The following is a 22,155-nucleotide window of genomic DNA, read 5'->3' as shown; positions in this document are numbered from 1 at the left end:
CTCGGAACGAGCTCCGGAACCCGTGTGAGTCCACAGGAATCTCTCAGGATCGGATCAGGTTCGCCCAAGCAGGTTCCGGGACCCTGTGGCGAGTGAAATCCCTCCTCCGACGCCGTGGCGTGCTCATCAACGGCGCTCTGGCCGTTCTGCTCGTGGGCGGGGCCGGGGTCGCGTACTTCTCGTTGAGCGATGACGCGGGCGCGTCGTCCCCGGGCCGGACCGTCCAGGTCAGCCGTGGCACGGTCGTCGCCTCCGTCTCGGCCTCCGGCACGGTCGCCAGCGCCCGTTCCCAGGACCTCTCCTTCGCGACCAGCGGCACGGTCGACAAGATCAACGTTCAGGTCGGCGACAAGGTCAAGAAGGGCCAGGTGCTCGCCACCGTCGACGACGCGGGCGCCCGTGACGACCTCGAGGCCGCACGGGCCGCCCTGGACGCCGCCGAGGCCGGCGACACGTCGACCGCCTCGGGCTACTCCTCCTACATGCAGGCGAAGGCGTCGTACAACAGCGCCAAGCGCGCTCTCGACGGCACCGAGCTCGTCGCCCCCTTCAGCGGAACCGTCATCTCGGTCAACGGCACCGTCGGCGGATCGTCCAGCGGTTCGAGCGGCTCGTCCGGCGGCTCGTCCTCGGGCTCGGCGGGCTCCAGCGGTTCGGGCGGCGGTGGCGGCGGTGGCGGTGGCGGTGGCGGGTCCGCCGGCTCGTCGGGTTCGGCCGGCTCCGCGGGCTCGTCGAGCGGTTCCGGCGGCGGCTTCATGACGATCGCCGAGACCTCCAAGCTCGTGGTCACCGGGAACTTCACCGAGGCCGACGTCGCCAAGCTCAAGAAGGGCCAGCAGGCGACCGTGACCTTCGACGCCGTCCAGAACGCCCAGGCGTCCGGCAAGGTCACCGCCATCGACCAGACCGCGACCACCTCGAACAACGTCGTGCAGTACGGCGTCACCGTCTCGCTCAGCGACCCGCCCGCCGGCCTGCGCATCGGCGCGACCGCCTCGGTGCGGGTGACGACCGCGCGGGCGGAGAATGTGCTGTACGTTCCGACCGCCGCCGTACGGACCGCCGGCGGACGCAGCACCGTGACCGTGCTGGAGAGCGGCAAGCAGGTCCTCCGGGTCGTGCAGACCGGCGTCCAGGGCGACCAGGGGACCGAGATCACCTCGGGGCTCAAGGAGGGGGACCAGGTCCTGATCGCGGTCAGTTCGACCTCGGGCACCGGGGGATTCCCCGCGGGCCGCTTCCCCGGCGGCGGCGGCGGTGTCGGTGGCGGCCTCGGCGGCGGCGCTCGCGGCGGAGGCCGGGGGTGACGACCGTCCTCGACGTCCAGGACGTCACCAAGGTGTACGGGACCGGGGACACGGCGGTGCACGCGCTGCGCGGGGTCCGCCTCACCGTCGACCAGGGCGACTACGTGGCGATCATGGGCGCTTCCGGCTCCGGCAAGTCGACCCTGATGAACATCCTGGGCTGCCTCGACGTCCCCAGCGGTGGCCGCTATCTCCTCGACGGCCTGGACGTCGGCGCGCTCGACGACCGGCGGCTGGCCGTCCTGCGGAACCGGCGCATCGGGTTCGTGTTTCAGTCCTTCAACCTGATCCCCCGGATGAGCGCCCTGGCCAACGTCGAACTGCCGCTGGCGTACGGCGGCGTCAAGGCGGTGGAGCGGAGACGGCGGGCGCTGGCCGCGCTGGCGCAGGTCGGCCTCGCCGACCGCGTCGGCCACGAGCCCAACGAGCTGTCCGGCGGCCAGCAGCAGCGCGTGGCCGTCGCCCGCGCGCTGGTGACCTCACCGGCGCTCCTGCTGGCCGACGAGCCCACCGGCAACCTCGACACCCGCTCCACGGAGGACGTCCTGGGCGTGCTCGACCGGCTCAGCGCCGACGGCCGCACCATCGTGCTGATCACCCACGAGGACGACGTCGCGGCCCGCGCCAAGCGGGTGATCCGGCTGGTCGACGGCCGCATCGTCGAGGACCGGCGCGCGGCGCCCGTGGCCGGCCCGCCGCCCGGGCCGATGGGAACGGGGGTGCGGCACCCATGACGCTGGAAGTCCTCAGGTTCGCCCTGCGCGGCCTGGCCGCCAACAAACTGCGCAGCGGCCTCACCACCCTCGGCATCCTCATCGGCGTCGGAGCGGTGATCATGCTGGTCGCGGTCGGGAACGGCTCGTCCCAGCAGGTGCAGAAGAACATCGAACGCCTCGGCACCAACACCCTGACCGTCATGCCGTCCACGTCGGGCGGTCGCGGCGGCGGCGGGGGTGGCGGCGGGTTCGCCCGTTTGCTGCGCGGGGTCGGGGGAGCCGCCCAGCAGACCGGGCCCCGCGCGCAGGCCAAGAGCCTGACCGTCGACGACGCCCGCGCGCTGGCCGACGCGAAGAGCGCTCCCTCGGTGAAGAGCGTCTCGCCCGTGGTGACCGCGTCGTCGGCGAACGCGACGTACGAGGGGACCGCCCACGCGATCCAGCAGTTCGTCGGCACCTACCCGGCGTACTTCGAGGCGTCCAACGACCCGGTGGCCCGGGGCGCGTACTTCACCGACGACGACGTCCTGAACGACCGCAAGGTCGTGGTGATCGGCAACACGGTCGCCGAGGACCTGTTCGGCACCGTCGACCCGCTCGGTAGGCAGATCACCGTCAGCGGCGTGAACTTCACCGTCGTGGGGGTGCTGAAGACCAAGGGCTCGTCCGGATTCCAGGACGCCGACGACGTCGCGATCGCGCCGCTGCCGGCCGTGCAGCAGAGCCTGACCGGCTACGGCGCGCTCAACCAGATCGTCGTGCAGGCCAAGTCCCCGAAGACGGTGGACGCCGCGCAGTCCGAGGTGACGGGCATCCTGAACCAGCGGCACGACATCACCGGGTCCAACACCGCCGACTTCCAGATCCTCAACCAGGCGAGCCTGCAGTCGGCGATCAGCAGTAGCAGCCGGACGTTCACGGTGCTGCTCGGCGCGGTCGCGGCCATCAGCCTGCTGGTCGGCGGCATCGGCATCACCAACATCATGCTCGTCACCGTCACCGAACGGACCCGCGAGATCGGCATCCGCAAGGCCATCGGCGCGCCGAAGGGCGCGATCCTCGGCCAGTTCCTCGTCGAGGCCACCGTCCTCAGCCTCCTCGGCGGGCTGCTCGGGGTCGCCGCGGGCGTGATCGGCAGCCAGTTCACGGTGGTGGGAGTGCAGCCCGTGATCGTGCCGAGCTCGATCGCGCTGGCGCTCGGCGTGTCCGTCGCCATCGGGCTGTTCTTCGGCAGCTATCCGGCCAACCGCGCGGCCAAGCTCCGGCCGATCGAAGCACTTCGCCACGAATAGCACCCCTAGGGAGAGACTGTGCCTGGAACACGGCGCAAGGGCAGCGACGCACCGGTCGACGAGGTGCCGCCGGAAGAACTGCTGCGCACCTCACCGTTCGAGGGCGACCTCGCGAAGGAGCTGGCGGCCGCCGAACCGCGGAAGGAGCGCCGGCTCCCCTCCGCCACCATGGCCCTGGCCGCGGGCGTGCTGATCGTCGCCGGCTTCGTCGGCGGTGTGCAGGCGGACAAGCACTGGGGGAAGAAGCAGACCGCGGCGGGATTCCCGCAGTTCTCCCGCAGCGGCCAGGGCGGGGCCGGCTTCCCCGGCCTGGGCGGTGCGGGCGGCCGTGCCGGCGCCTTCGGCGGAGGCGCGCAGGGCGGCGCCACCGGCCGGGGCGGAGCGGCGGGTAACGGCTTCGGTACGGGAGCGGCTCCCGGTGGCGGGACCACCGGCACCGTCAAGCTCGTCGACGGCGACATCATCTACGTTCAGACCGCCAATGGGATCGTGCGCGTGAAGACCACCGGTTCCACGAAGGTCTCGGTGACCAAGAACGCCAAGGTCAAGGACCTCAAGACCGGCGCCTCCGTGGTCGTCCAGGGCACGCCGGGCCAGGACGGCGACGTCACGGCCACCACGGTGACGCAAAGCCCCTGAGAACCGCCGCAGGCCCCTGTGCCCGCTCTCTCCCGAGCGGGCACAGGGGCCGACGTGGTTCGTACGGCACGGTGCCGTACGACGCGGGGACCCGGACGGGCCCGTACGACGGGGCCACCAATGCTGGGCCGTGCGACGCGGAGACCCGGAGCGGGTCCGTACGGAGACGGAAGCCGGGCCGTACGGCTCAGCTCGCCGCGGGGCGGGGGGAGAAGCTCGGAAGCAGCGGCTTGCAGGTCTTGAGCGCCGCGGCGACCTTCGGATCGGACGTCTTCAGCCCGCCGAGGTAGCGCATGCCCGGAGACGGACGGGCGCCCGGCGTACGGTTCGCGCCCGGCGAGCGCACGGCACCGGGCGTCGGGGTCGGGAGCGTCACGCCGTGGTCCTTGAGGCAACTGCGGAACGCCTGCAACTCCTGCATGCCCCGACGCTGTCCCTGCGGGGCGAGCGACTGGCAGGCGTCCCGCGCCGCCTGGCTCACGTTGCCGAAGGCGCGGCCGAACCCGCCGCCCCGCTGTCCCGGCGTGCCGGAGGGCCGCCCGCTGGGGCGGGTCGTCGGAATGTCGGCGCCGTGCCGGCGAAGGCAGGCGGCGTACGCCGCGAAACCGCCGGCGCCCGACGCGCCGGCCGATCCGGAGGGTGAGGCGGCCGTCTTGCCACCGGAGGATCCGCAGCCGGCGCAGACGGCGAGCGCGGCCGCCGAGACCAGCATCGCTCCGCCATGGAGGATTCGCATGGCCCGCGATGATGGCCGATCTTCCTGGAACCTGGCTTCGGCGTGGCTGAAAGGTTCCTCCACGATGCGGCCGTCGCGCGGACGGTCACCGTGCCGCCCGGCAGGCGACACCCGCGACGCCCTGCGTCCGGTCCTCGCTATCGTGCGAGCCTGACCCCTGCCGCCGCCTCCCGGGAGCCCGCCGATGCCCCATCCGCCGAAGACCTTCACGGGGGTCGAGGTGATCCCGCTGTGCGACGCGGTCGGCCCGATGGGCTCCGCGCTGCGCCGGCCGCTCGACGAGACGTTCCTCGGCGCGACCGCGGAGGACTGGGCGGCGGTGGGCCGGGAGGAGTGGGTGCTGCACTTCCACTGCCACCTGCTGCGCGACACGACCGGCCGGGCGATCCTCGTCGACACCGGGGTCGGCGGGGTGGACGCGCCCGCGGCTTCGTGGGCGCCCGTGCCCGGCGCGCTCATGGCCGAGGTCGCCGCCGCCGGACTGCGCCCGGAGGACGTCGACGCGGTCGTGCTCACCCACCTGCACAGCGACCACGCCGGCGGCGCGGTGGTCGACGGCGTCCCCGCCTTTCCCAACGCGCGGTACCTCATCCAGCGCGCCGAGCTGGACTGGGTCCGCGGTCCCGTGCTGGAGCAGGTCGTACGCCCGCTCGGCGACGCACTCGAAGTGATCGACGGCGTCCTCGAGATGTCCTCAGGGATCACCGTGGTGCCCACCCCCGGCCACACGCCGGGACACCAGTCGGTGGAGGTCGGCCCGCTGGTGCTGAGCGGCGACGTCCTGCACCACCCGGTGCAGCTGGTGAACCCCGCCATCCGCTACGCGCACGACGAGGATCCCGAACGCGCCGCAGCCACCCGCGCGGCGCTGCTGGAGCGGGTCCGGGAACGTTCCGGCACCCTGGCCACGGCCCACTTCGCCGAGCCCTTCACCAACCTGACCGCATAGCGCCGCGCCCGGCCTCCGGAGCATCGGCTGCGCGGTGGCGCCGGACCGGATCGCTGACCGGCCGCGTACACCGGAACGAGCCGACCGGCCGCAGGCGGGCGGTCAGAAGGTGATGTCGCCGCGGATGTCGCGGGCCTGGACGACGTTTCCGGTGACGGAGCCGTCGATGGTGTTGGTCACCGACCCCTCCGCGGCGAGGGCGTGTTCGGCGCGGGCGACCCAGTGGCGGATCTGCGCCGCCCCCTGCGGGTCGCGCGCGGAGTCGGCGATGAGCGCCTCTGCCAGCGCCCGCGTCGCGTCGAGGTCGCCGGGGCGCTCACCGAGACGCTTGGCGGCCTCGACCGAGGTGCTGCGGCGGCCGAACACCCGCCGTACGACCGAGGTGAGGTCGTCCCACAGCTGCTCACCGACCTTGCCGGTGGCGCCGTCGAAGATCTTCGACAAGAGAGTGACGAGCGCCGAGACCGAGAGTGGATCCACTGTGCACGCTCCGACCGTTGTCCTACCCTGCCGACAGGTTAAGTCCTCTGCGAGATCCGCACCGGCGACCGCGCAAGGCGGCATGGGTACGGTGTGAGGATTCACGGTCGGCTGCCCGGGCAGGTGACGCGTGAGACGGAAGACCACACCCACTGACCGGGCGGGGCGCGGCGAAGCCGTCCCGGACCCGGACGCACGGACGCACCGACCACGGCGGGACCCACGATGAATCGACTCAAGGACGCCACCAGCCCGTACCTGCTGCAGCACGCGGACAATCCCGTCCACTGGTTCCCGTGGGGGGACGAGGCGTTCGCGGAGGCGCGCCGCAGGGACGTGCCGATCCTGCTGAGCGTCGGCTACGCCGCCTGCCACTGGTGCCACGTGATGGCGCACGAGTCCTTCGAGGACGAGGGGACGGCGCGGCTGATGAACGACCTGTTCGTCAGCGTCAAGGTGGACCGCGAGGAGCGTCCCGACGTCGACGCGGTGTACATGGAGGCCACCCAGGCGATGACGGGCCAGGGCGGCTGGCCGATGACCGTCTTCATGACGCCCGGCGGCGAGCCGTTCTACTGCGGCACGTACTTCCCGAAACCACATTTCCAGCAGCTCCTACGGGCGGTGGCGCAGGCGTGGCGGGACAAGCGCGACGACGTGATCGCCCAGGGGCAGAAGGTCGTCGATGCCCTGTCCGGGCAGACCGCGCTCGGCGGCGAGGGCGCCCCGGCGCCGAACGTGCCGGAGGCCGCGGTACGGGACCTGGCGCGGACGTACGACGAGGCGAACGGCGGGTTCGGCACGGCGCCGAAGTTCCCGCCGTCGATGGTGCTGGAGTTCCTGCTGCGCCACGCCGCGCGCGGCGGCGACGGCCTCGCGATGGCCGAGGGCACGCTGGAGGCGATGGCGCGGGGCGGCATGTACGACCAGCTCGGTGGCGGGTTCGCCCGCTACTCGGTCGACGCCCGCTGGGTGGTGCCGCACTTCGAGAAGATGCTGTACGACAACGCCCTGCTGGCCCGCGTGTACGCCCACTGGTGGCGGCTGGCGGGCGCTCCGCTCGCACGCCGGATCGCCCTGGAGACCTGTGACTGGATGCTGCGGGAGCTGCGCACGCCGGAGGGCGGGTTCGCCAGCGCCCTGGACGCCGACAGCGAGAACGCCGAGGGCCGCCCCGAGGAGGGCGCCTACTACGTCTGGACGCCCGGCGAGCTGACCGAGGTGCTCGGCGAGGAGGACGGGGCGTACGCCGCGGAGCTGTTCGGCGTGACCGAGGCGGGCACCTTCGAGCACGGGGCCTCCGTCCTGCAGTTGCGCGCGGACGCCGGCGACGCCGAGCGGTACGCGCGGATCCGTGCCGCGCTGCTGGAGGCGCGGTCCCGGCGGGTTCCGCCGGGCCGCGACGACAAGGTCGTCGCCGCCTGGAACGGCCTGGCGGTCGCGGCGCTGGCCGAGTGCGGCGCGTACTTCGACCGGCCGGACCTCGTGACCGCCGCTGAGGAGGCGGTCCGGCTGCTCCGGGAGACTCACTGGCGGGACGGGCGGCTGCTGCGGACCTCGCGCGCCGGCGGCGCCGGAACCAACGCCGGGGTCCTGGAGGACTACGCCGACCTCGCCGAGGGGCTCATCGCGCTGTACGGCGTGACCGGCGAGGCCGGCCACGCGCGGTTCGCCGGCGAGCTGCTCGACGTCGTCCTGGAGCGCTTCGCCGACGGGCGCGGCGGCTTCTACGACACCGCGGACGACGCCGAGCGCCTGTGGAAGCGCCCGCAGGACCCGACCGACAACGCGACGCCGTCCGGCCGGTTCGCGGCGGCGGGCGCGCTCCTGTCCTACGCCGCGCTCACCGGCTCGGCCCGGCACCGGGAGGCCGCCTTGGCCGCCCTCGGCCCCGTGACGCCGCTGGCGCAGCGCCACTCCCGCTTCGCGGGCTGGGGGCTCGCGGTCGCCGAGGCGGCCCTCGCCGGTCCGCTGGAGATCGCCGTCGCGGGTCCGGTCGAGGACCCGCGCACGCGGGACCTGCACCGCGCCGCGCTGCTCAGCCCGCTGCCCGCGGTCGTCGCCGTCGGCTCCGGGGTGCCGCTGCTGGACGGCCGGGCGCCGGTCGACGGGCGTCCCGCCGCCTACGTCTGCCGCGACTTCACCTGCCGGCTCCCGGTCACCGAGGTCGGCGCCCTCCAGGAACAGATCCGGGCCGCCTCCGGACGGTGAGCGACCCCGAGCGGGCGGGCCGTCCTCGGGACGGGCGGTGACGGCCCCCGGCGGGCGGTATCCGGGCGGTGAGCGGCCTCCCAGCGGGCGCTCATTGGAATTCCTGTCAATAAAGATCCGGCCGCGGGCTTGATCTTTGCTTTACGGACGTGTTACCTCAGAACAGCGCCCGCCTGCCAACGGGCGAACGCGAGTGGCCTATGCGGCATATGAGCGTCTAGACGACCATCGCCGTCGTAGGTCATAGTCGTAACCGCACTGGGGACGAGGGAGGGCGCCGTGCGCTGGGCGAGACGCCGCATGCTTCCGACGGTCGTTGGCGTTTCACTGGCCACGACCATCGCCGCGGACATGGCGATGGTGCTCGCCGGGCCGTTCCCCCACCCGCCGGCCCTGCGGCTCCCCGGCGGGGGTTACGTGGCCGCGGCGGACAGCACGAGCTACCACGTCGCGGCGCTGCAGAAGACCATCACGCCGCACCTGCTGGTCGCCTCCGCGCAGACGCTGCCCGCCGACGCGATCGAGAAGGTCCGCCAGACGAAGGGCGTCAAAGCCGTCGAGGTCGTCGACGCTGCCCGTGCCTTCGTGGGCGGCAAGCGCGTGGGCGTGCTGGGCGTCGAGCCGTCGACCTTCCGCGCCTACACCCCCGAGGCGAGCGCCAAGTCCGACGCCCTGTGGAACAACATCGCGGGCGGCGACGTCGCGATCTCCTTCACGATGGGGCAGGACGGCGGCATCCCGCTGGCGTCCCAGACCCAGATCGGCGGAAAAGACCACCAGACGTCCGTACGCGTCGGCGCGTACGCCACGATGGGCATCGACCAGGTCGACGCCGTGGTCTCGCACTACACCGCGCAGACGATCGGCATGCCGTCCGGCAACGCCCTGCTCATCAGCGCCCCGCACGCGAACCTCGCCAAGCTCCGCAAGCAGCTGGACAAGCTGCTGCCCAAGGGCACGAAGACCGCCACGCTGGAGTCGCGGTTCGACGGCCCGACCGTCCCCGGCGGCACCTCGGGCGCGCCGGGCCGCGTGATGACGGCCGAGCAGGTCACCACGGTCATCCGGGCCGCCGAGTCCAAGATCGGCATGCCGTACGTCTGGGGCGGCGAGTCCGACCGCGAGGGCGGCTACGACTGCTCGGGCCTCGTCCAGTACGCCTTCGCCCAGGCCGGCATCAAGATGCCGCGGACCGCCGACATCCAGGCGTTCACCGGCTGGCGGCTGCCGTACAGCCAGGCCCAGCCGGGTGACCTGCTGACCTGGAAGAACGACCCGACGTTCAACGGCGTCTCGCACATCGCGATCTACCTCGGCAACGGCAAGATGGTCGTCGCGCGGCACACCGGCACCCTGATCCAGATCCAGGACGTCTACCTGACCAACTTCTGGGGCGCCATCCGCGTCAACCCCCAACTCGCCGCCACCAAGGCCTGACTCGAGCCAGGCCGGTGGCGCTACTCCGACCATCGGCCTGCTCGAACGTCTTGCGCAAGCGCTCGATGCCGACCTCGTGGTGTCGATCGTGCCGCATGCGGCCTGACGGACGGTTACGTCAGAGGGGGCAGCCGGCGGTGAGGTAGTCCAGGCCGCGGTCGAGCAGCTCCAGGATGTCGTCCTCGCCGTCGTCCTCCACCCAGGCCAGGATCGCCGTCTCCCACACGGCGATGACCGCGGCCCCGAACGCGCGCAGCTCGAAGTCGCCGGCGGGGCGGCCCAGCCGGTCCGCGAGGGCCTCGACGATCCTGTCCTGGGTCTCCCGGGTCTGCTCCCACTGACGTGCGCGCAGGGCCGGGACGGCCAGCATCAGGCGGCTCCGGTCGAGGATCCGCTGCCGGTCGGAGGCCAGCATGTCGCCGATGAGGTCGTGGAGGACGTTGCGGAGCGCCTCTGCCGGGGACAACTCGGGAGGCTGCGCGCGGAAGGCCTCGAGGATGAACGGGTCGTACTCGTCGGTGAGGACCGTGTCCTCTTTCGTCGGGAAGTAACGGAAGAACGTGCTGGGGGACACCTCCGCGGCCTCGGCGATCTGCTCGACGGTCGTCGCGTCGTACCCCTGGTCCTGGAAGAGCCGGAGCGCGTGCTCCTGGATGGACCGCCGGGTCTTCAGCTTCTTCCGTTCCCGCAGGCCGAGGCGTTGTTCGAGGGATCGTTCAAGCGGAGACGTACTCATGCGTCGATTGTCCGTTACCCGCGGGCTCATCGGCACCTCGACGCGGAAGCAGCATCAGGGCGAGCAGCGCGGCGACCGCCATGATCCCGGCCCCCGCCAGGAGCGTCAGGTCCATACCGTGGGTGAACGCCGCCCGTACCGAGTGCAGGAGCCGCGGCTCGTGCAGCCGCCCGGCGACCACGATGCCGCCCCCGACCCTGTCCCGGACCGTGTGGGCCGCCGTGGGCGGAAGCCCGGTGACGTCCACGCGCCCGCGGTAACCGGACGACAGCAGGCTGCCCAGCACGGCGGCGCCGAACGCCCCTCCCACCAGGCGGACGGTCATGAGGACGGCGGACCCGACGCCCGCCTGTTCGGCCGACAGGGCGCTCATGGCGGCGTTCATCGAGGCGGGCAGCATCAGCCCCATCCCGAGGCCCGCGACCGTCAGCCAGGCGGCCGCGAGGCCGTAGCCCGATCCGGCGGTGGTCGTCGCCCCGAGGAGCATCCCGGCGATGACCAGCAGGGCGCCCGCGACGATGGTGAGGCGGGGGCCGATCCGCTTGACGAGCGGGGCGCCGAGGCGGGAGGACGCGATGAGGCCGCCGATGAGGGGCAGCAGCCGTAGCCCGGATCCCATCGGGGTCGTCTCCAGCACCGCCTGGAAGTACTGCGGGACGACGAAGAGGACGCCGAACATCGCGAATGTCAGCAGCGTGGCGGGCAGGACCCCGCCGGTGAACCGCCGGTCGGCGAAGAGACGCAGGTCGACGAGCGGGTGGGCGACGCGCCGGGTCCACGCGACGAAGGCGACGAGCATGAGCGCGCCGGCGGCCATCACGCCCCACACGCCGGGGCTCGACCAGCCGTACTCGTCCTCCTGGATGGTGCCGTACACGAGGGCGACCAGGCCGCCGGTCGACAGCAGTAGCCCGGTGAAGTCCGGCCGGGGCGCGGACGAGGACCGGGACTCCGGGATCAGGATGAGGCCCAGGACGAGGGCCACCGCCGAGACGGGGATGTTGATCAGGAAGATCGACCCCCACCAGAAGTGGTCGAGCAGGTAACCGCCGATGATCGGCCCGAGCGGAAGGCCGAGGAAGGACGCGGCGGCCCAGGCTCCGAGGGCCTTCGGCCGCTCCTCGGACGGAAATACGACGAGCAGCACCGACATGGCCAGCGTCGTGATGGCCGCCGAGCCGACGCCCATGAGCGTGCGGGCCGTGATCAGCCCGGCGGGGCTGGAGACCAGGGTGGCGAGGAGCGAGCCGGCGAGGAACAACGCCAGGCCGGCCAGCAGCGTCCTCTTGCGGCCGTACCGGTCGCCGATCAGACCCGCGGGGATCAGGAGGGTCGCCGAGACGAGCGTGTACGAGGCGACGATCCACTGCAGTGCGCTCGTTCCCGCGTCGAGCTGCGCGGACAGCGTGGGAAGGGCGACGTTGAGCGCCGTGAGGTCGAGGCCGACGGCGAGCAGGATGACGACGAGGGCACCCAGCACCCACCACCGCCGGCGGCCGAGTGAGGTCATGACAGTGACTCCCTAACGGTTGTGACACTGAAATGAAAGTAACTATCACTATGGCCCTGCTGTCAACCCCCGGAAACCCTTGGCGGGCCGGTGAAGTCGTGTAATCATGATTACATGGCTACGACGGAAAGCGCGGAGGGAAAGCTCCGCGAGTGGTTCGGCGGCAGGTTGCCCGCGGAGTGGTTCGACGGGCCGCCTCGCGTCGTCCTCGACCGTGAGGAGATCAGCGTGATCGGCCGGCTGGCCGAGCCCGACGTCGCCGAGGGCGCCTCCGAGGCGGAGCGGTCCGAGGCGGTCGCCGGGCTGGTCCAGCGCTTCCGTGAGGACACCCGGGAGCAGCGGGTCGACATCGCGCGGGAGGCCGAGCACCGCTTCGCCCGTAAGGTCTCCTGGGGCGTGGAGTGCGGCGGCGAGAAGGTCATGTTCACCACGCTGTCGGTGCCGGTGATGACCAGGCTCCGCCAGCCGGAGCGCAGGGTCCTCGACACGCTGGTCGACGCGGGGGTGGCGCGCAGCCGGAGCGACGCGCTCGCCTGGTGCGTCCGCCTCGTGGGCAAGAACGCCGACGAGTGGCTGGCCGAGTTGCGGGACGCGCTGCTGCACGTCGAGCGCGCGCGGGCCGCCGGCCCGCAGGTCTGACCGTGGCGGGGCGTCCTCGTCCGGTCGCCCGGCGCCCCTGGGAAGGCCCGTCTTCCGGGCGCCTTAATCGAGAAAGTCGAAACATACTCGAAACAAGGGACAAGAATTGCAGACCCGGTCTAGGCCAAAGGTCTAATCCAGTGGTCTAATCCAAAGGTCTAAACCAATGCTCCGATAGCGACCTTCCCTGCGGTTGAGATCACTTTGCCGGGGGATGTTCAAATTGCTGCGTGTGGGTACACTCACGAAATCCCGACATCTACCATCGGGTGTCCCCGTGCGAAGGAGCGATCGTGGCGTATGAGGTCAAGGCCGGGTCGGTCGAGTGGAATCCGACCGCGGCCCGGCTGCGCGAACTCACCGAGAAGATGCCCAACTCCAAGGTGACCGAGTTCGGCAACGTGGTCGTCAAGGCCCGCGTGGACAGCCGGAGCGCCAAGTCCACCTACATCGTGGACGACTCGACCAACACCACCAAGCAGACGATCACTCGGGCGGAGTACGACCGCGTCGCCGCCGCGCAGGACGAGTACCTCGCCGGACGCGACGTCGTCGTCGTGGACGGCTACATCGGCAGCGACCCCGACTTCCGTACGCGGGCGCGCCTGGTCATCGAGGCCGCGAACGCCAACATCGCCGGCATGCAGAAGCAGCTCTACTACCCGGTCGGCGAGGACTACGACCCGGCGACGTGGGAGCCCGACACCACGGTGGTGTACACCCCGAACCTCCCGATGGAGGGATACCCGAACGACCGGCTCATCGCGGTCGACCTCAATGCCGACATCACGCGGGTCTTCAATTCGGACTACTTCGGTGAGTCCAAGAAGGGCGGCCTGCGGATGTGGAACAACATCGTCTATGAGCGCGGCGGCCTTTCCCTGCACGCGGGCTGCAAAGTGATCCCGGTGGACGGTGAGAACAAGACGGTGCTCATCGTGGGCCTGTCCGGCACCGGCAAGACGACGACGACTTTCACGACCCAGCTCGGCAGCAAACCCGTGCAGGACGACTTCATCGCCCTGATGCCGGGGGGCCGCGTCTACACGACCGAGAACGGCTGTTTCGCCAAGACCTTCGGTCTGGATCCGGAATTCGAGCCGACCATTTACCACGCCACGGTGAAGCCCGACGCCTACCTCGAGAACGTCTCGGTCGACGCGGACGGCAAGGTCGACTTCTTCGACACCTCCTACACCAAGAACGGCAGGACCACCTGGCCGTTCAAGTACGTCGACCCGTGGCCGGCCGACAAGGTGGAGCCCGCCGAGTTCCTGCTGATCCTCAACCGCAACGAGAACATCGTCCCGGGCGTGGCCCGGCTCGACCGGGCGCAGGCGGCCGCGTACTTCATGCTCGGCGAGACCACGGGCACGAGCGCCGGCGGCAAGGACGAGGAGGGCAAGTTCCTGCGGGTGCCCGGGACCAACCCGTTCTTCCCGCGGGACATGGCCGACATGGGGAACCGGATGCTCGAGCTCCTCGACAGCCACGAGCTGAAGGTGTTCGTCCTCAACACGGGCCGCGTCGGCGGCGGCGAGGGCGACGACCGCGCGAAGAAGGTCAAGATCCCGCACTCGTCGGCGATCGTGCAGGCCATCGTCGAGGGCACGATCGAGTGGGAGGACGACCCGGACTTCGGGTACGAGATCGCGTCGTCCGTACCGGGTATCGACGACCTCGAGATCCTCCAGCCCCGGCGGCTCTACGAGCGGCAGGGCCGGCTGGAGGAGTACGACGCCATGGTCGAGCGTTTGAAAGCCGAGCGGCGGGAATACCTCTCATCCTTCGCCGGACTGGACGAGGCGATCGTCAAGTCGATCGGCTGAGCCAGCTCGGGGATGGGTACGCCCCGGCGGCGGGACACCCGCCGCCGGGGCGTTTCACGCCCGGCCCGCACGGGTCAGCGTCGGGTCAAGCATCGCGCGACGTCTCGATCTGGAGCAAACGAGCAATCTACGCTTACCCATGTGGGAGAACTACGCTGCGTCGACGGGTCGCGGCTCGAGGTGATCATGGTTCCCGTCCGCGACCGGGCGGGCGCCCCGTACGAGGTCACGCTCGAACTGCGGTGCGACGGCCGCTCGTTCGGCGTGGTGGGGGAGCGCTGCGGGTACTCCCTGGCCACGCTCGCCCGCGAGATCGCCGACGTCCGCGTCGACGGTTCGCCGGTGGCGCGGGCCTGGCCCGATCAGGCGGATCGGTTCCCCGAGCCGCCGGCCGCCACGGCGCCGGGTGCCCGGGAGGACCACGGCCTCGCCGCACGGGAGCCCGAGCTGTTCGCGTTCCGGCGGCGGGACCGCGCGGACACGCCCGGCACCGCCGAACTGCGGTGCACACTGCGCACGTCGTGCACCTGGCTCTCCGCCCCCGACCACCACGGAGGGGAGTGGCGGCGGTCCCGGCGCGCCGTCGTCGAGGCGTGGGGACCGGACGGCCACGGCGTCCGCGCCGTCCTGACCTCGGCGGAGCTCGCCGGCTTCCTGACGGCCCTGGTGGCCGAGGCACGGCTCGTGGGCGCCGATTACCGAGACGTTCTCGCGAGTTCACCGGTAAGCGCCCGGCATGCCCCGTCTGGGGCGATAATTGACTGCTGATCCCCCGGCGTCGTCGACGAAGAAGGTGCGAGCACATGGGCTTGCGGGACCTGGTCTACAAGCTTTACGAACGACGGCTTGAGACGAGGCTCCGCCCGAACACCGCACCGCGCCACATCGGAGTGATCCTCGACGGCAACCGCCGGTGGGCGCGATCGATGGGGCACAGCGACGTCGCCACCGGGCACCAGCGGGGCGCGGACAAGATCTCCGAACTGCTGCAGTGGTCCCAGGAGACGGGCGTCGAGGTGGTCACGCTGTGGCTGCTGTCGACCGACAACCTGTCCCGGCCGGCGCAGGAACTGGATCCGCTGCTGGCGATCATCGAGAAGACCGTGGAGGACCTGGCCACACAGGGCTGGCGCGTCCAGCCGGTCGGAGCGCTCGACCTCCTGCCCGACAAAACCGCACGTGTACTGAAGCAGGCCGCCGAAAGCACATCTGACGCTCCTGGCCTGATTGTGAACGTCGCGGTTGGGTATGGAGGTAGACGTGAGATCGCTGATGCGGTGCGCTCACTCCTGCACGAACACGCGAGCAGGGGCACCAGCATCGAGGAACTGGCCGAGTTCCTCGATGTGGAGCACATCGCGGAGCATCTGTACACCCGCGGCCAACCCGACCCGGACCTGGTCATCCGGACGTCGGGAGAGCAGCGCCTCTCCGGCTTCATGCTCTGGCAGAGCGCCCATTCGGAGTTCTACTTCTGCGAGGCCTTCTGGCCTGACTTCCGCAAGGTCGACTTCCTGCGGGCGATTCGTTCCTACGCCGCGCGGCATCGGCGCTACGGTTCGTGAACCCTCTGTAGAGCGTTCCCGAACGACCGGTTTCGGCCGGTCGACCACTCGGTGCGCGTCTGTTCTCGGGCGGTTCCCCCGGCCTAGCGTCGTATCAGGTCCCCCCGAGGAAAGGGCGCTCTCCCAGGCGACCCGCCTGGGCAGGTGCCCGAAGGAGAACGAGTGGCCACACCTGCCGCCACCCGGCGCACGTACGTCCTCGACACCAGCGTTCTGCTCGCCGACCCCGGGGCGCTGACCCGGTTCGCCGAGCACGAGGTCGTACTGCCGATCGTCGTGATCACCGAACTCGAGGCCAAGCGCCACCACCCGGAGCTCGGCTACTTCGCGCGGAAGGCCCTCCGAACCCTGGACGACCTGCGGGTCGCCCACGGGCGTCTGGACGAGCCGCTGCCGATCGGTGACGAGGGTGGAACGGTCCGAGTCGAGCTCAACCACTCCGACCCGTCGGTCCTGCCGGCCGGCTTCCGGCTCGGCGACAACGACACCCGGATCCTCACGGTGGCGCTGTCGCTGTCCCAGGAGGGGCACGACGTCGTGCTCGTGTCCAAGGACCTGCCGCTGCGGGTGAAGGCCGCCTCGGTCGGCCTGGCGGCGGAGGAGTACCGCGCCCAGTCGGTGATCGAGACGGGTCACACCGGCATGGCGGAGCTCGAGGTCGCCGCGGACCAGCTGGAGGAGCTGTACGACGCCGGTCGGCTGGAGCTCGCGGAGGCGCGCGACCTGCTGTGCCACACCGGTCTGCGCCTGATCTCGACCGGCGGCTCGGCCCTCGGGCGCGTGATGCCCGACAAGTCCGTACAGCTCGTGCGCGGCGACCGGGAGGTGTTCGGCCTGCGCGGGCGGTCGGCGGAGCAGCGCGTCGCGCTCGACCTGCTCATGGACGAGGACATCGGCATCATCTCGCTCGGCGGGCGGGCCGGTACGGGCAAGTCGGCGATGGCGCTGTGCGCCGGCCTGGAGGCCGTCCTCGAACGCCGCAGCCACCGCAAGGTCGTGGTCTTCCGGCCGCTGTACGCGGTCGGCGGGCAGGAACTCGGCTACCTGCCCGGCACCGAGAACGAGAAGATGTCGCCGTGGGGCCAGGCGGTGTACGACACCCTCTCGGCCATGACCACGCCCGAGGTCATCGAGGAGGTCCTCGACCGCGGCATGCTCGAGGTGCTGCCGCTGACCCACATCCGCGGCCGTTCGCTGCACGACTCGTTCGTGATCGTCGACGAGGCGCAGTCGCTGGAGCGCGGGGTGCTCCTGACCGTGCTGTCGCGCATCGGCACCGGCTCGCGTGTGGTGCTCACCCACGACATCGCGCAGCGTGACAACCTGCGCGTCGGCCGCCATGACGGCGTCGTCGCGGTGGTCGAGAAGCTCAAGGGCCACCCGCTGTTCGCCCACGTGACCCTGACCAGGTCCGAGCGCTCGCCGATCGCCGCTCTCGTGACGGAGACGCTCGGCGACGTCGGCGTCTGATCCGGCCGATCGAACGACACCGGGGCTCCCTCGCATTCGTCGGGGGAGCCCCGATTTTCGTCACGGACCGTCACCGTCCAGGTCGGAAACGTCATGGTGTGACCAACGTCACATAACGATCGTGATACCTGACGAACTCGTGATTGACGTGGGTATTCGGGGGCCTGTGTCCACTGTGGCGTGATTGGGCGTGAGATCAGTCACGCCGTTCCGGTTGCGGAGTACCCCCCGTCTTAATGCAGTGTGGTCCGCCGTAAGCACTCCTGCGGGACACCCCCCGGTCCCGGCGCGTCCTCCGCGCCGTAAGCCTGGGAGGGCCTGCCCGCCGCGGGTGCCGCGCCGGAGACCGCGACGGCACCGGGGGTGAAGGCACTCGTACGCGTGCCCATGCGCGTGCGACCGTCGGAAGGACCGCCTTGTACGGAGACCGTTTCGGGTCCCCCGGGCGAGACGATCGACAAGACGGCACGGAGCCTCACGGCCCGTGGGACGACGCTCGTTTCCCCCAGAACCAGCCCCCGTCGTCCGAGGACGTCAAGGTGGCGGGTTCTCCCCTCGCGCCGGAGCCCGAGCGGCCGGATCTCTCGGGCGCCACTTCTGCGATGCCCATCCCGGAGACGGCCGAAACCGCTCCGGTCGATGACCTCGGAGCCACCCGCCACGACCTGGGCGCCGTTCCCCCCGGCGGCCCGACACCGCCGGACGGCCCCGGCGGCCCCGGCGCCGACGGGAACGACGACTTCGAGTCCATGCGCCGCAAGCCTCGCCCCTCCGGCAAGCTGATCAAGGTCGGTGCGGTGGCCGCGGCGGCGGCCGTGGTGATCGGCGGCGGGACCGCCGCCTTCGCGCTCACCGGCGGCGGCTCCGGTGCCTCCAAGAAGCCCGCCGCCGAACCCTCCGCGCAGCAGGTGCAGGCCGAGGCGCAGGCGCCGGCCCCGATGACCGAGAAGCAGCGCAAGAGCCTGGAGACCGCGCGCCGCAAGGAGCTGCAGAAGCGCGCCCTCCGCGCCGCCCGGAGCGAGAAGGACCGGCCCTCGCTGCTGGCCAAGGGCGAGCCGATCCCCACCAAGACGCCGACGCCCACCCCGCCCGGAGGCAGCGCCGGCAACCCCGTGCCGGCGAGCGAGGCCCAGCGGATCGCGAAGTCGCTGCTGCCGAGCTTCGGGTTCGACCCGAGCACGCAGTTCGGCTGCCTGGTGAACCTGTGGAACCGCGAGAGCGGCTGGCGCGTGCACGCGGCCAACCCCTCCGGCGCGTACGGCATCCCGCAGGCGCTGCCCGGCTCGAAGATGGCGAGCGCCGGGCCCGACTGGCAGAACAACGCCACGACCCAGATCAAGTGGGGCCTCGGCTACATCAAGAGCCGCTACAGCACGCCCTGCGGCGCCTGGGGCCACTCTCAGAGCACCGGCTGGTACTGACCGGCACTCCCCGGCCCGGCGGCCACCGGCCGCCGGGCTCCGCTCACGGAATTCCCCTCACCGGATCCCCGGCCGCGCAGCCCCGCTCGCGGGATCCCCGGACGTGGAGCTCCTCGCGGAATCCTCATGCGCGGAGCTCCGTCCGCAGGGCCGTAAGGCGCCTGCGGAGCACCAGCCGCGGGCTCATGAGACGCCCGCGGTGATGACGCGGCGGAACATCCGCCGCACCGCCTCGGAATCCGGCCGTCCCTCACGGCCGGACACGGCGTCCGACAGCGACGCCGCCGGTGGCCCGGTCGCCTTCCTCCCGCTCCATGAAGGCTGCTTCGGCCGAGGTGGACACCGCTCGCCGCGCGACCGGCGCGTCGGCAGACGGAAGGTCATTCTTGTCCTCCAACCGCCCGAACGGGTTCTCCGCGGCCAAGGCCGTCGTTCTCTCCCTCGGCGTCTGCGTCAGCGTCGGTCTCACCGCCGAGGCACCGGCCCAGGCCGCGTCGCCGACCACGGCCGCCGTGCGCGTCGCCGCCGTCGCCACGCAGAAGAAGCCCACCCGCAAGCAGCGGAACGAGCGCATCGCCAAGCCGCTCGTGAAGAAGCGCTGGGCGCACAGCTACAAGAAGCAGTTCCCCTGCCTGGTCAAGCTCTGGAACCGCGAGAGCAACTGGAACCACAAGGCGCACAATCCCTGGTCCGGTGCCTACGGCATCCCCCAGGCGCTGCCCGGCAAGAAGATGCGCAGCGCCGGCAAGGACTGGAAGACCAACCCGGCGACCCAGATCAAATGGGGTCTGAAATACATCAAGGGCCGGTACAAGACGCCCTGTGGCGCATGGTCGCACATGCACCGCACCGGCTGGTACTGAGACCGATCGGCCGCCGCTTCACCCCGACACTCCTGATCGGCGGCAAGAACTCGGTAAAAGAGCGGCACAAACGCAGCCGGGAGCGGTGTCGAGCCGCGCGTGTCACGGAACGTGTCATGGCGTGGTGACGGAACGCTTCCAGTAGGCAACGCTCCGTCACCGTCACTCCGAAGCGCGCGAACGTCGCGTACGGCGCCCCTGCGGGGGCGCCGTCCGATGGCCCGGTCCGCCCACAGGGGCAGCCGACGGCGGAGTGAAGGCCCGCTCGGAGTGCGACCGGCGCTCCGGCTGACGGAAGAGCCGACTTGGACCTCAAACTGACGGGACTCTCCCGGAGCGGCGTCGCCGCGCTCGGCAGCGCCGCCGCTCTGATCGCCGGACTCACGGGAGAGCCGCCCGCACTCGGTGCGGTACCCGCACTCGGCGCGGTGCCCGCACTCGGCGCGGTGCCCGCCCGCGCGTGGCCCGCCATGGTGCCGCCCCGGCGACCGCAGCTGACGATCTCCGAGCGCAACAGGGTGCTCGCGCTCCCGTTCCTCGTCGAACGCGGCTGGTCGTACCGGCAGTACCAGTGCCTCGACCGCCTCTGGATGCGCGAGAGCAGCTGGAACCACCGCGCCCGCAACCCGTGGTCCGGTGCGTACGGCATCCCGCAGGCCCTGCCGGCCGACAAGATGCGCACCGCCGGGTCGGACTGGCGGACGAGCCCGGCGACCCAGATCAAGTGGGGACTGGGCTACATCCAGAGCCGTTACGGCACCCCGTGCGCGGCCCTGGGCCACTCGGCCGCCACCGGCTGGTACTGATCCGGCGTTCCCGCACCGGCCGGCCCTCGGCTGGGGGCCGGCCGGAGGGAACGGGCGGGGAGACGATTCGGCGGGGCGGGTCAGGATTCGGCGGGACGGGTCATCGCGAGGACGTCGAGGGCGGCGTCGAGTTGCTCGATCGTGAGACGACCGGCGTCGACGTGGCCGCGCTCGAGGACGACCTCACGGATGGTCCGGCGCTCCCGAAGGGCCTGCTTGGCGACCGCGGCGGCCTCCTCGTACCCGAGGTAGCGGTTGAGGGGAGTGACGATCGACGGGGACGACTCGGCGTACTCCCGGCAGCGGTCGGCGTCGGCCTCGATGCCGTCGACGCACCGGTCGGCCAGGAGCCGGGAGACGTTCGCCAGCAGGCGGATCGACTCCAGGATGTTCCGGGCGAGCATCGGCAGCATGACGTTGAGCTCGAAATTGCCCGCCGCGCCGCCGAACGTGATGGCGGCGTCATTGCCGATGACCTGCGCGGCGACCTGGCAGACCGCCTCGGGGATCACCGGGTTCACCTTGCCCGGCATGATCGAGGAGCCGGGCTGAAGGTCGGGCAGCCGGATCTCGCCGAGCCCGGCGCGCGGTCCCGAGCCCATCCAGCGCAGGTCGTTGGCGACCTTGGTGAGGCCGACCGCGATCGTCTTCAGCGCGCCGCTCGTCTCCACGAGGGCGTCGCGCGCCCCCTGGGCCTCGAAGTGGTTCCGCGCCTCGGTGAGCGGCAGGCCGGTGGCACGGGCGAGCTCGGCGATGACGCGTTCGGCGAAGCCGGGGGAGGTGTTGATGCCGGTGCCCACGGCGGTGCCGCCCAGCGGCAGCTCGGCGAGGCGGGGCAGCACGGCCTCCAGCCGCTCGGCGCCGTACCGCACCTGGGCCGCATAACCGCCGAACTCCTGACCCAGCGTCACAGGAGTGGCGTCCATCAGGTGCGTCCGCCCCGACTTCACGACGGACGCGAACTCCTCGGACTTGCGTTCCAGCGCGTCCGCCAGGTGCCGGAGCGCGGGGATCAGCTCGGTCACGACCAGCCCGGTCGCCGCGATGTGGATCGACGAGGGGAACACGTCGTTGGACGACTGTGAGGCGTTCACGTGGTCGTTCGGATGGACGGGCCGCCCCAGCCGCTCCTCGGCGAGCGTGGCGACGACCTCGTTGGTGTTCATGTTCGAGGAGGTCCCCGAGCCGGTCTGGAAGACGTCGATCGGGAAGTGCGCGTCATGGTCGCCGTTCGCGACCTCCAGCGCGGCCTCCGCGATCGCGTCGGCCATCCCCTTGTCGATCACGTCGAGCTCGGCGTTGACCTTCGCGGCGGCCGCCTTGATGTGGCCGAGCGCGGCGATGTGCGCGCGGTCCAGCCGCTGTCCCGAGATGGGGAAGTTCTCCACCGCCCGCTGGGTCTGCGCGCGCCACTTCGCCCATGCGGGAACGCGTACCTCCCCCATGGAGTCGTGCTCGACGCGGAACTCCTGCTGTTCGCTCATCTCACTCATGGTCGTCTCCGGTCGCAGTCGTCGTCCCCGTCCTTACCCGACTCAGGGAGCACCAG

Annotated in this window: 20 protein-coding genes; 15 read left to right on the top strand and 5 right to left on the bottom strand. The window is 71.2% G+C overall.

Annotation, left to right across the window (positions count from 1 at the left end):
- The first annotated feature begins 92 nt into the window (after nucleotides 1-92).
- The 4 genes from NE234_RS05095 to NE234_RS05080 are packed head-to-tail and all read left to right on the top strand — an operon-like array spanning nucleotide 93 to nucleotide 3,954.
- Nucleotides 93-1,307, top strand: coding sequence for an efflux RND transporter periplasmic adaptor subunit (locus tag NE234_RS05095; protein ID WP_252777669.1), 1,215 nt, complete (start codon nucleotides 93-95; stop codon nucleotides 1,305-1,307).
- Nucleotides 1,304-2,041: an ABC transporter ATP-binding protein gene (locus NE234_RS05090; RefSeq protein WP_252777668.1), complete on the top strand. Its 738-nt coding sequence runs from the start codon at nucleotides 1,304-1,306 to the stop codon at nucleotides 2,039-2,041. The genes NE234_RS05095 and NE234_RS05090 overlap by 4 nt, the downstream gene beginning before the upstream one ends.
- A complete protein-coding gene (locus NE234_RS05085) occupies nucleotides 2,038-3,315 on the top strand; it encodes an ABC transporter permease (RefSeq protein WP_252777667.1) in 1,278 nt (425 codons plus the stop codon). The genes NE234_RS05090 and NE234_RS05085 overlap by 4 nt, the downstream gene beginning before the upstream one ends.
- An 18-nt stretch (nucleotides 3,316-3,333) precedes the next feature.
- Nucleotides 3,334-3,954 (top strand): hypothetical protein, encoded by a 621-nt coding sequence (locus NE234_RS05080; protein ID WP_252777666.1) that lies wholly within the window; start codon nucleotides 3,334-3,336, stop codon nucleotides 3,952-3,954.
- A 187-nt stretch (nucleotides 3,955-4,141) separates the two neighbouring features.
- Here NE234_RS05080 and NE234_RS05075 read toward each other — a convergent pair whose 3' ends face one another.
- On the bottom strand, nucleotides 4,142-4,690 hold the full coding sequence (locus NE234_RS05075) for a hypothetical protein (RefSeq protein WP_252777665.1): 549 nt from the start codon (nucleotides 4,688-4,690) through the stop codon (nucleotides 4,142-4,144).
- 184 nt (nucleotides 4,691-4,874) lie between these two features.
- On the opposite strand from NE234_RS05075, the gene NE234_RS05070 reads away from it, so the two are divergent.
- Nucleotides 4,875-5,639: an MBL fold metallo-hydrolase gene (locus tag NE234_RS05070; RefSeq protein ID WP_252777664.1), complete on the top strand. Its 765-nt coding sequence runs from the start codon at nucleotides 4,875-4,877 to the stop codon at nucleotides 5,637-5,639.
- Between the two features lie 102 nt (nucleotides 5,640-5,741).
- On the opposite strand, the gene NE234_RS05065 is transcribed toward NE234_RS05070, so the two are convergent.
- Complete coding sequence (locus NE234_RS05065; RefSeq protein ID WP_252777663.1) at nucleotides 5,742-6,119, bottom strand: hypothetical protein; 378 nt, start codon at nucleotides 6,117-6,119, stop codon at nucleotides 5,742-5,744.
- 225 nt (nucleotides 6,120-6,344) lie between these two features.
- On the opposite strand from NE234_RS05065, the gene NE234_RS05060 reads away from it, so the two are divergent.
- Nucleotides 6,345-8,330, top strand: coding sequence for a thioredoxin domain-containing protein (locus NE234_RS05060; RefSeq protein WP_252777662.1), 1,986 nt, complete (start codon nucleotides 6,345-6,347; stop codon nucleotides 8,328-8,330).
- A gap of 279 nt (nucleotides 8,331-8,609) precedes the next feature.
- On the top strand, nucleotides 8,610-9,767 hold the full coding sequence (locus NE234_RS05055; RefSeq protein ID WP_252777661.1) for a C40 family peptidase: 1,158 nt from the start codon (nucleotides 8,610-8,612) through the stop codon (nucleotides 9,765-9,767).
- Nucleotides 9,768-9,885: 118 nt separating this feature from the next.
- Here the strand turns inward: NE234_RS05055 and NE234_RS05050 are convergent, their stop codons facing one another.
- Both NE234_RS05050 and NE234_RS05045 read right to left on the bottom strand, forming a co-directional pair.
- On the bottom strand, nucleotides 9,886-10,503 hold the full coding sequence (locus NE234_RS05050) for an acyl-CoA-like ligand-binding transcription factor (protein WP_252777660.1): 618 nt from the start codon (nucleotides 10,501-10,503) through the stop codon (nucleotides 9,886-9,888).
- A complete protein-coding gene (locus tag NE234_RS05045; RefSeq protein ID WP_252777659.1) occupies nucleotides 10,484-12,013 on the bottom strand; it encodes a DHA2 family efflux MFS transporter permease subunit in 1,530 nt (509 codons plus the stop codon). Before NE234_RS05045 ends, NE234_RS05050 begins: the two co-directional genes overlap by 20 nt.
- Nucleotides 12,014-12,127: 114 nt before the next feature.
- Here NE234_RS05045 and NE234_RS05040 point away from each other — a divergent pair, with 114 nt between their 5' ends.
- The 8 genes from NE234_RS05040 (at nucleotide 12,128) to NE234_RS45175 (ending at nucleotide 20,606) form a co-directional block, all read left to right on the top strand.
- Nucleotides 12,128-12,652: a hypothetical protein gene (locus NE234_RS05040; RefSeq protein WP_305886660.1), complete on the top strand. Its 525-nt coding sequence runs from the start codon at nucleotides 12,128-12,130 to the stop codon at nucleotides 12,650-12,652.
- A 293-nt stretch (nucleotides 12,653-12,945) separates the two neighbouring features.
- Nucleotides 12,946-14,481 (top strand): phosphoenolpyruvate carboxykinase, encoded by a 1,536-nt coding sequence (locus NE234_RS05035; RefSeq protein WP_252777658.1) that lies wholly within the window; start codon nucleotides 12,946-12,948, stop codon nucleotides 14,479-14,481.
- A 141-nt stretch (nucleotides 14,482-14,622) separates the two neighbouring features.
- A complete protein-coding gene (locus NE234_RS05030; protein ID WP_252777657.1) occupies nucleotides 14,623-15,249 on the top strand; it encodes a hypothetical protein in 627 nt (208 codons plus the stop codon).
- Nucleotides 15,250-15,284: 35 nt separating this feature from the next.
- Nucleotides 15,285-16,046 (top strand): isoprenyl transferase, encoded by a 762-nt coding sequence (locus NE234_RS05025; protein WP_252777656.1) that lies wholly within the window; start codon nucleotides 15,285-15,287, stop codon nucleotides 16,044-16,046.
- A 162-nt stretch (nucleotides 16,047-16,208) separates the two neighbouring features.
- Nucleotides 16,209-17,516: a PhoH family protein gene (locus NE234_RS05020; RefSeq protein ID WP_252777655.1), complete on the top strand. Its 1,308-nt coding sequence runs from the start codon at nucleotides 16,209-16,211 to the stop codon at nucleotides 17,514-17,516.
- Nucleotides 17,517-18,118: 602 nt separating this feature from the next.
- The gene (locus tag NE234_RS05015) at nucleotides 18,119-18,937 is read left to right on the top strand and encodes an aggregation-promoting factor C-terminal-like domain-containing protein (RefSeq protein WP_252777654.1); all 819 of its coding nucleotides are present in this window, start codon (nucleotides 18,119-18,121) and stop codon (nucleotides 18,935-18,937) included.
- Nucleotides 18,938-19,323: 386 nt separating this feature from the next.
- Nucleotides 19,324-19,800, top strand: a complete 477-nt coding sequence (locus NE234_RS05010) for an aggregation-promoting factor C-terminal-like domain-containing protein (protein ID WP_252777653.1) — start codon at nucleotides 19,324-19,326, stop codon at nucleotides 19,798-19,800.
- A gap of 305 nt (nucleotides 19,801-20,105) precedes the next feature.
- On the top strand, nucleotides 20,106-20,606 hold the full coding sequence (locus tag NE234_RS45175) for an aggregation-promoting factor C-terminal-like domain-containing protein (RefSeq protein WP_308206840.1): 501 nt from the start codon (nucleotides 20,106-20,108) through the stop codon (nucleotides 20,604-20,606).
- An 80-nt stretch (nucleotides 20,607-20,686) separates the two neighbouring features.
- Here the strand turns inward: NE234_RS45175 and NE234_RS05000 are convergent, their stop codons facing one another.
- On the bottom strand, nucleotides 20,687-22,090 hold the full coding sequence (locus NE234_RS05000) for a class II fumarate hydratase (RefSeq protein ID WP_252777652.1): 1,404 nt from the start codon (nucleotides 22,088-22,090) through the stop codon (nucleotides 20,687-20,689).
- Between the last annotated feature and the right edge of the window lie 65 nt (nucleotides 22,091-22,155).

Origin of the sequence: Actinoallomurus rhizosphaericola (assembly GCF_024055675.1) — a bacterium.
Lineage (GTDB): Bacteria > Actinomycetota > Actinomycetes > Streptosporangiales > Streptosporangiaceae > Actinoallomurus > Actinoallomurus soli.
This window is presented reverse-complemented; position numbering and strand designations above follow the sequence as displayed.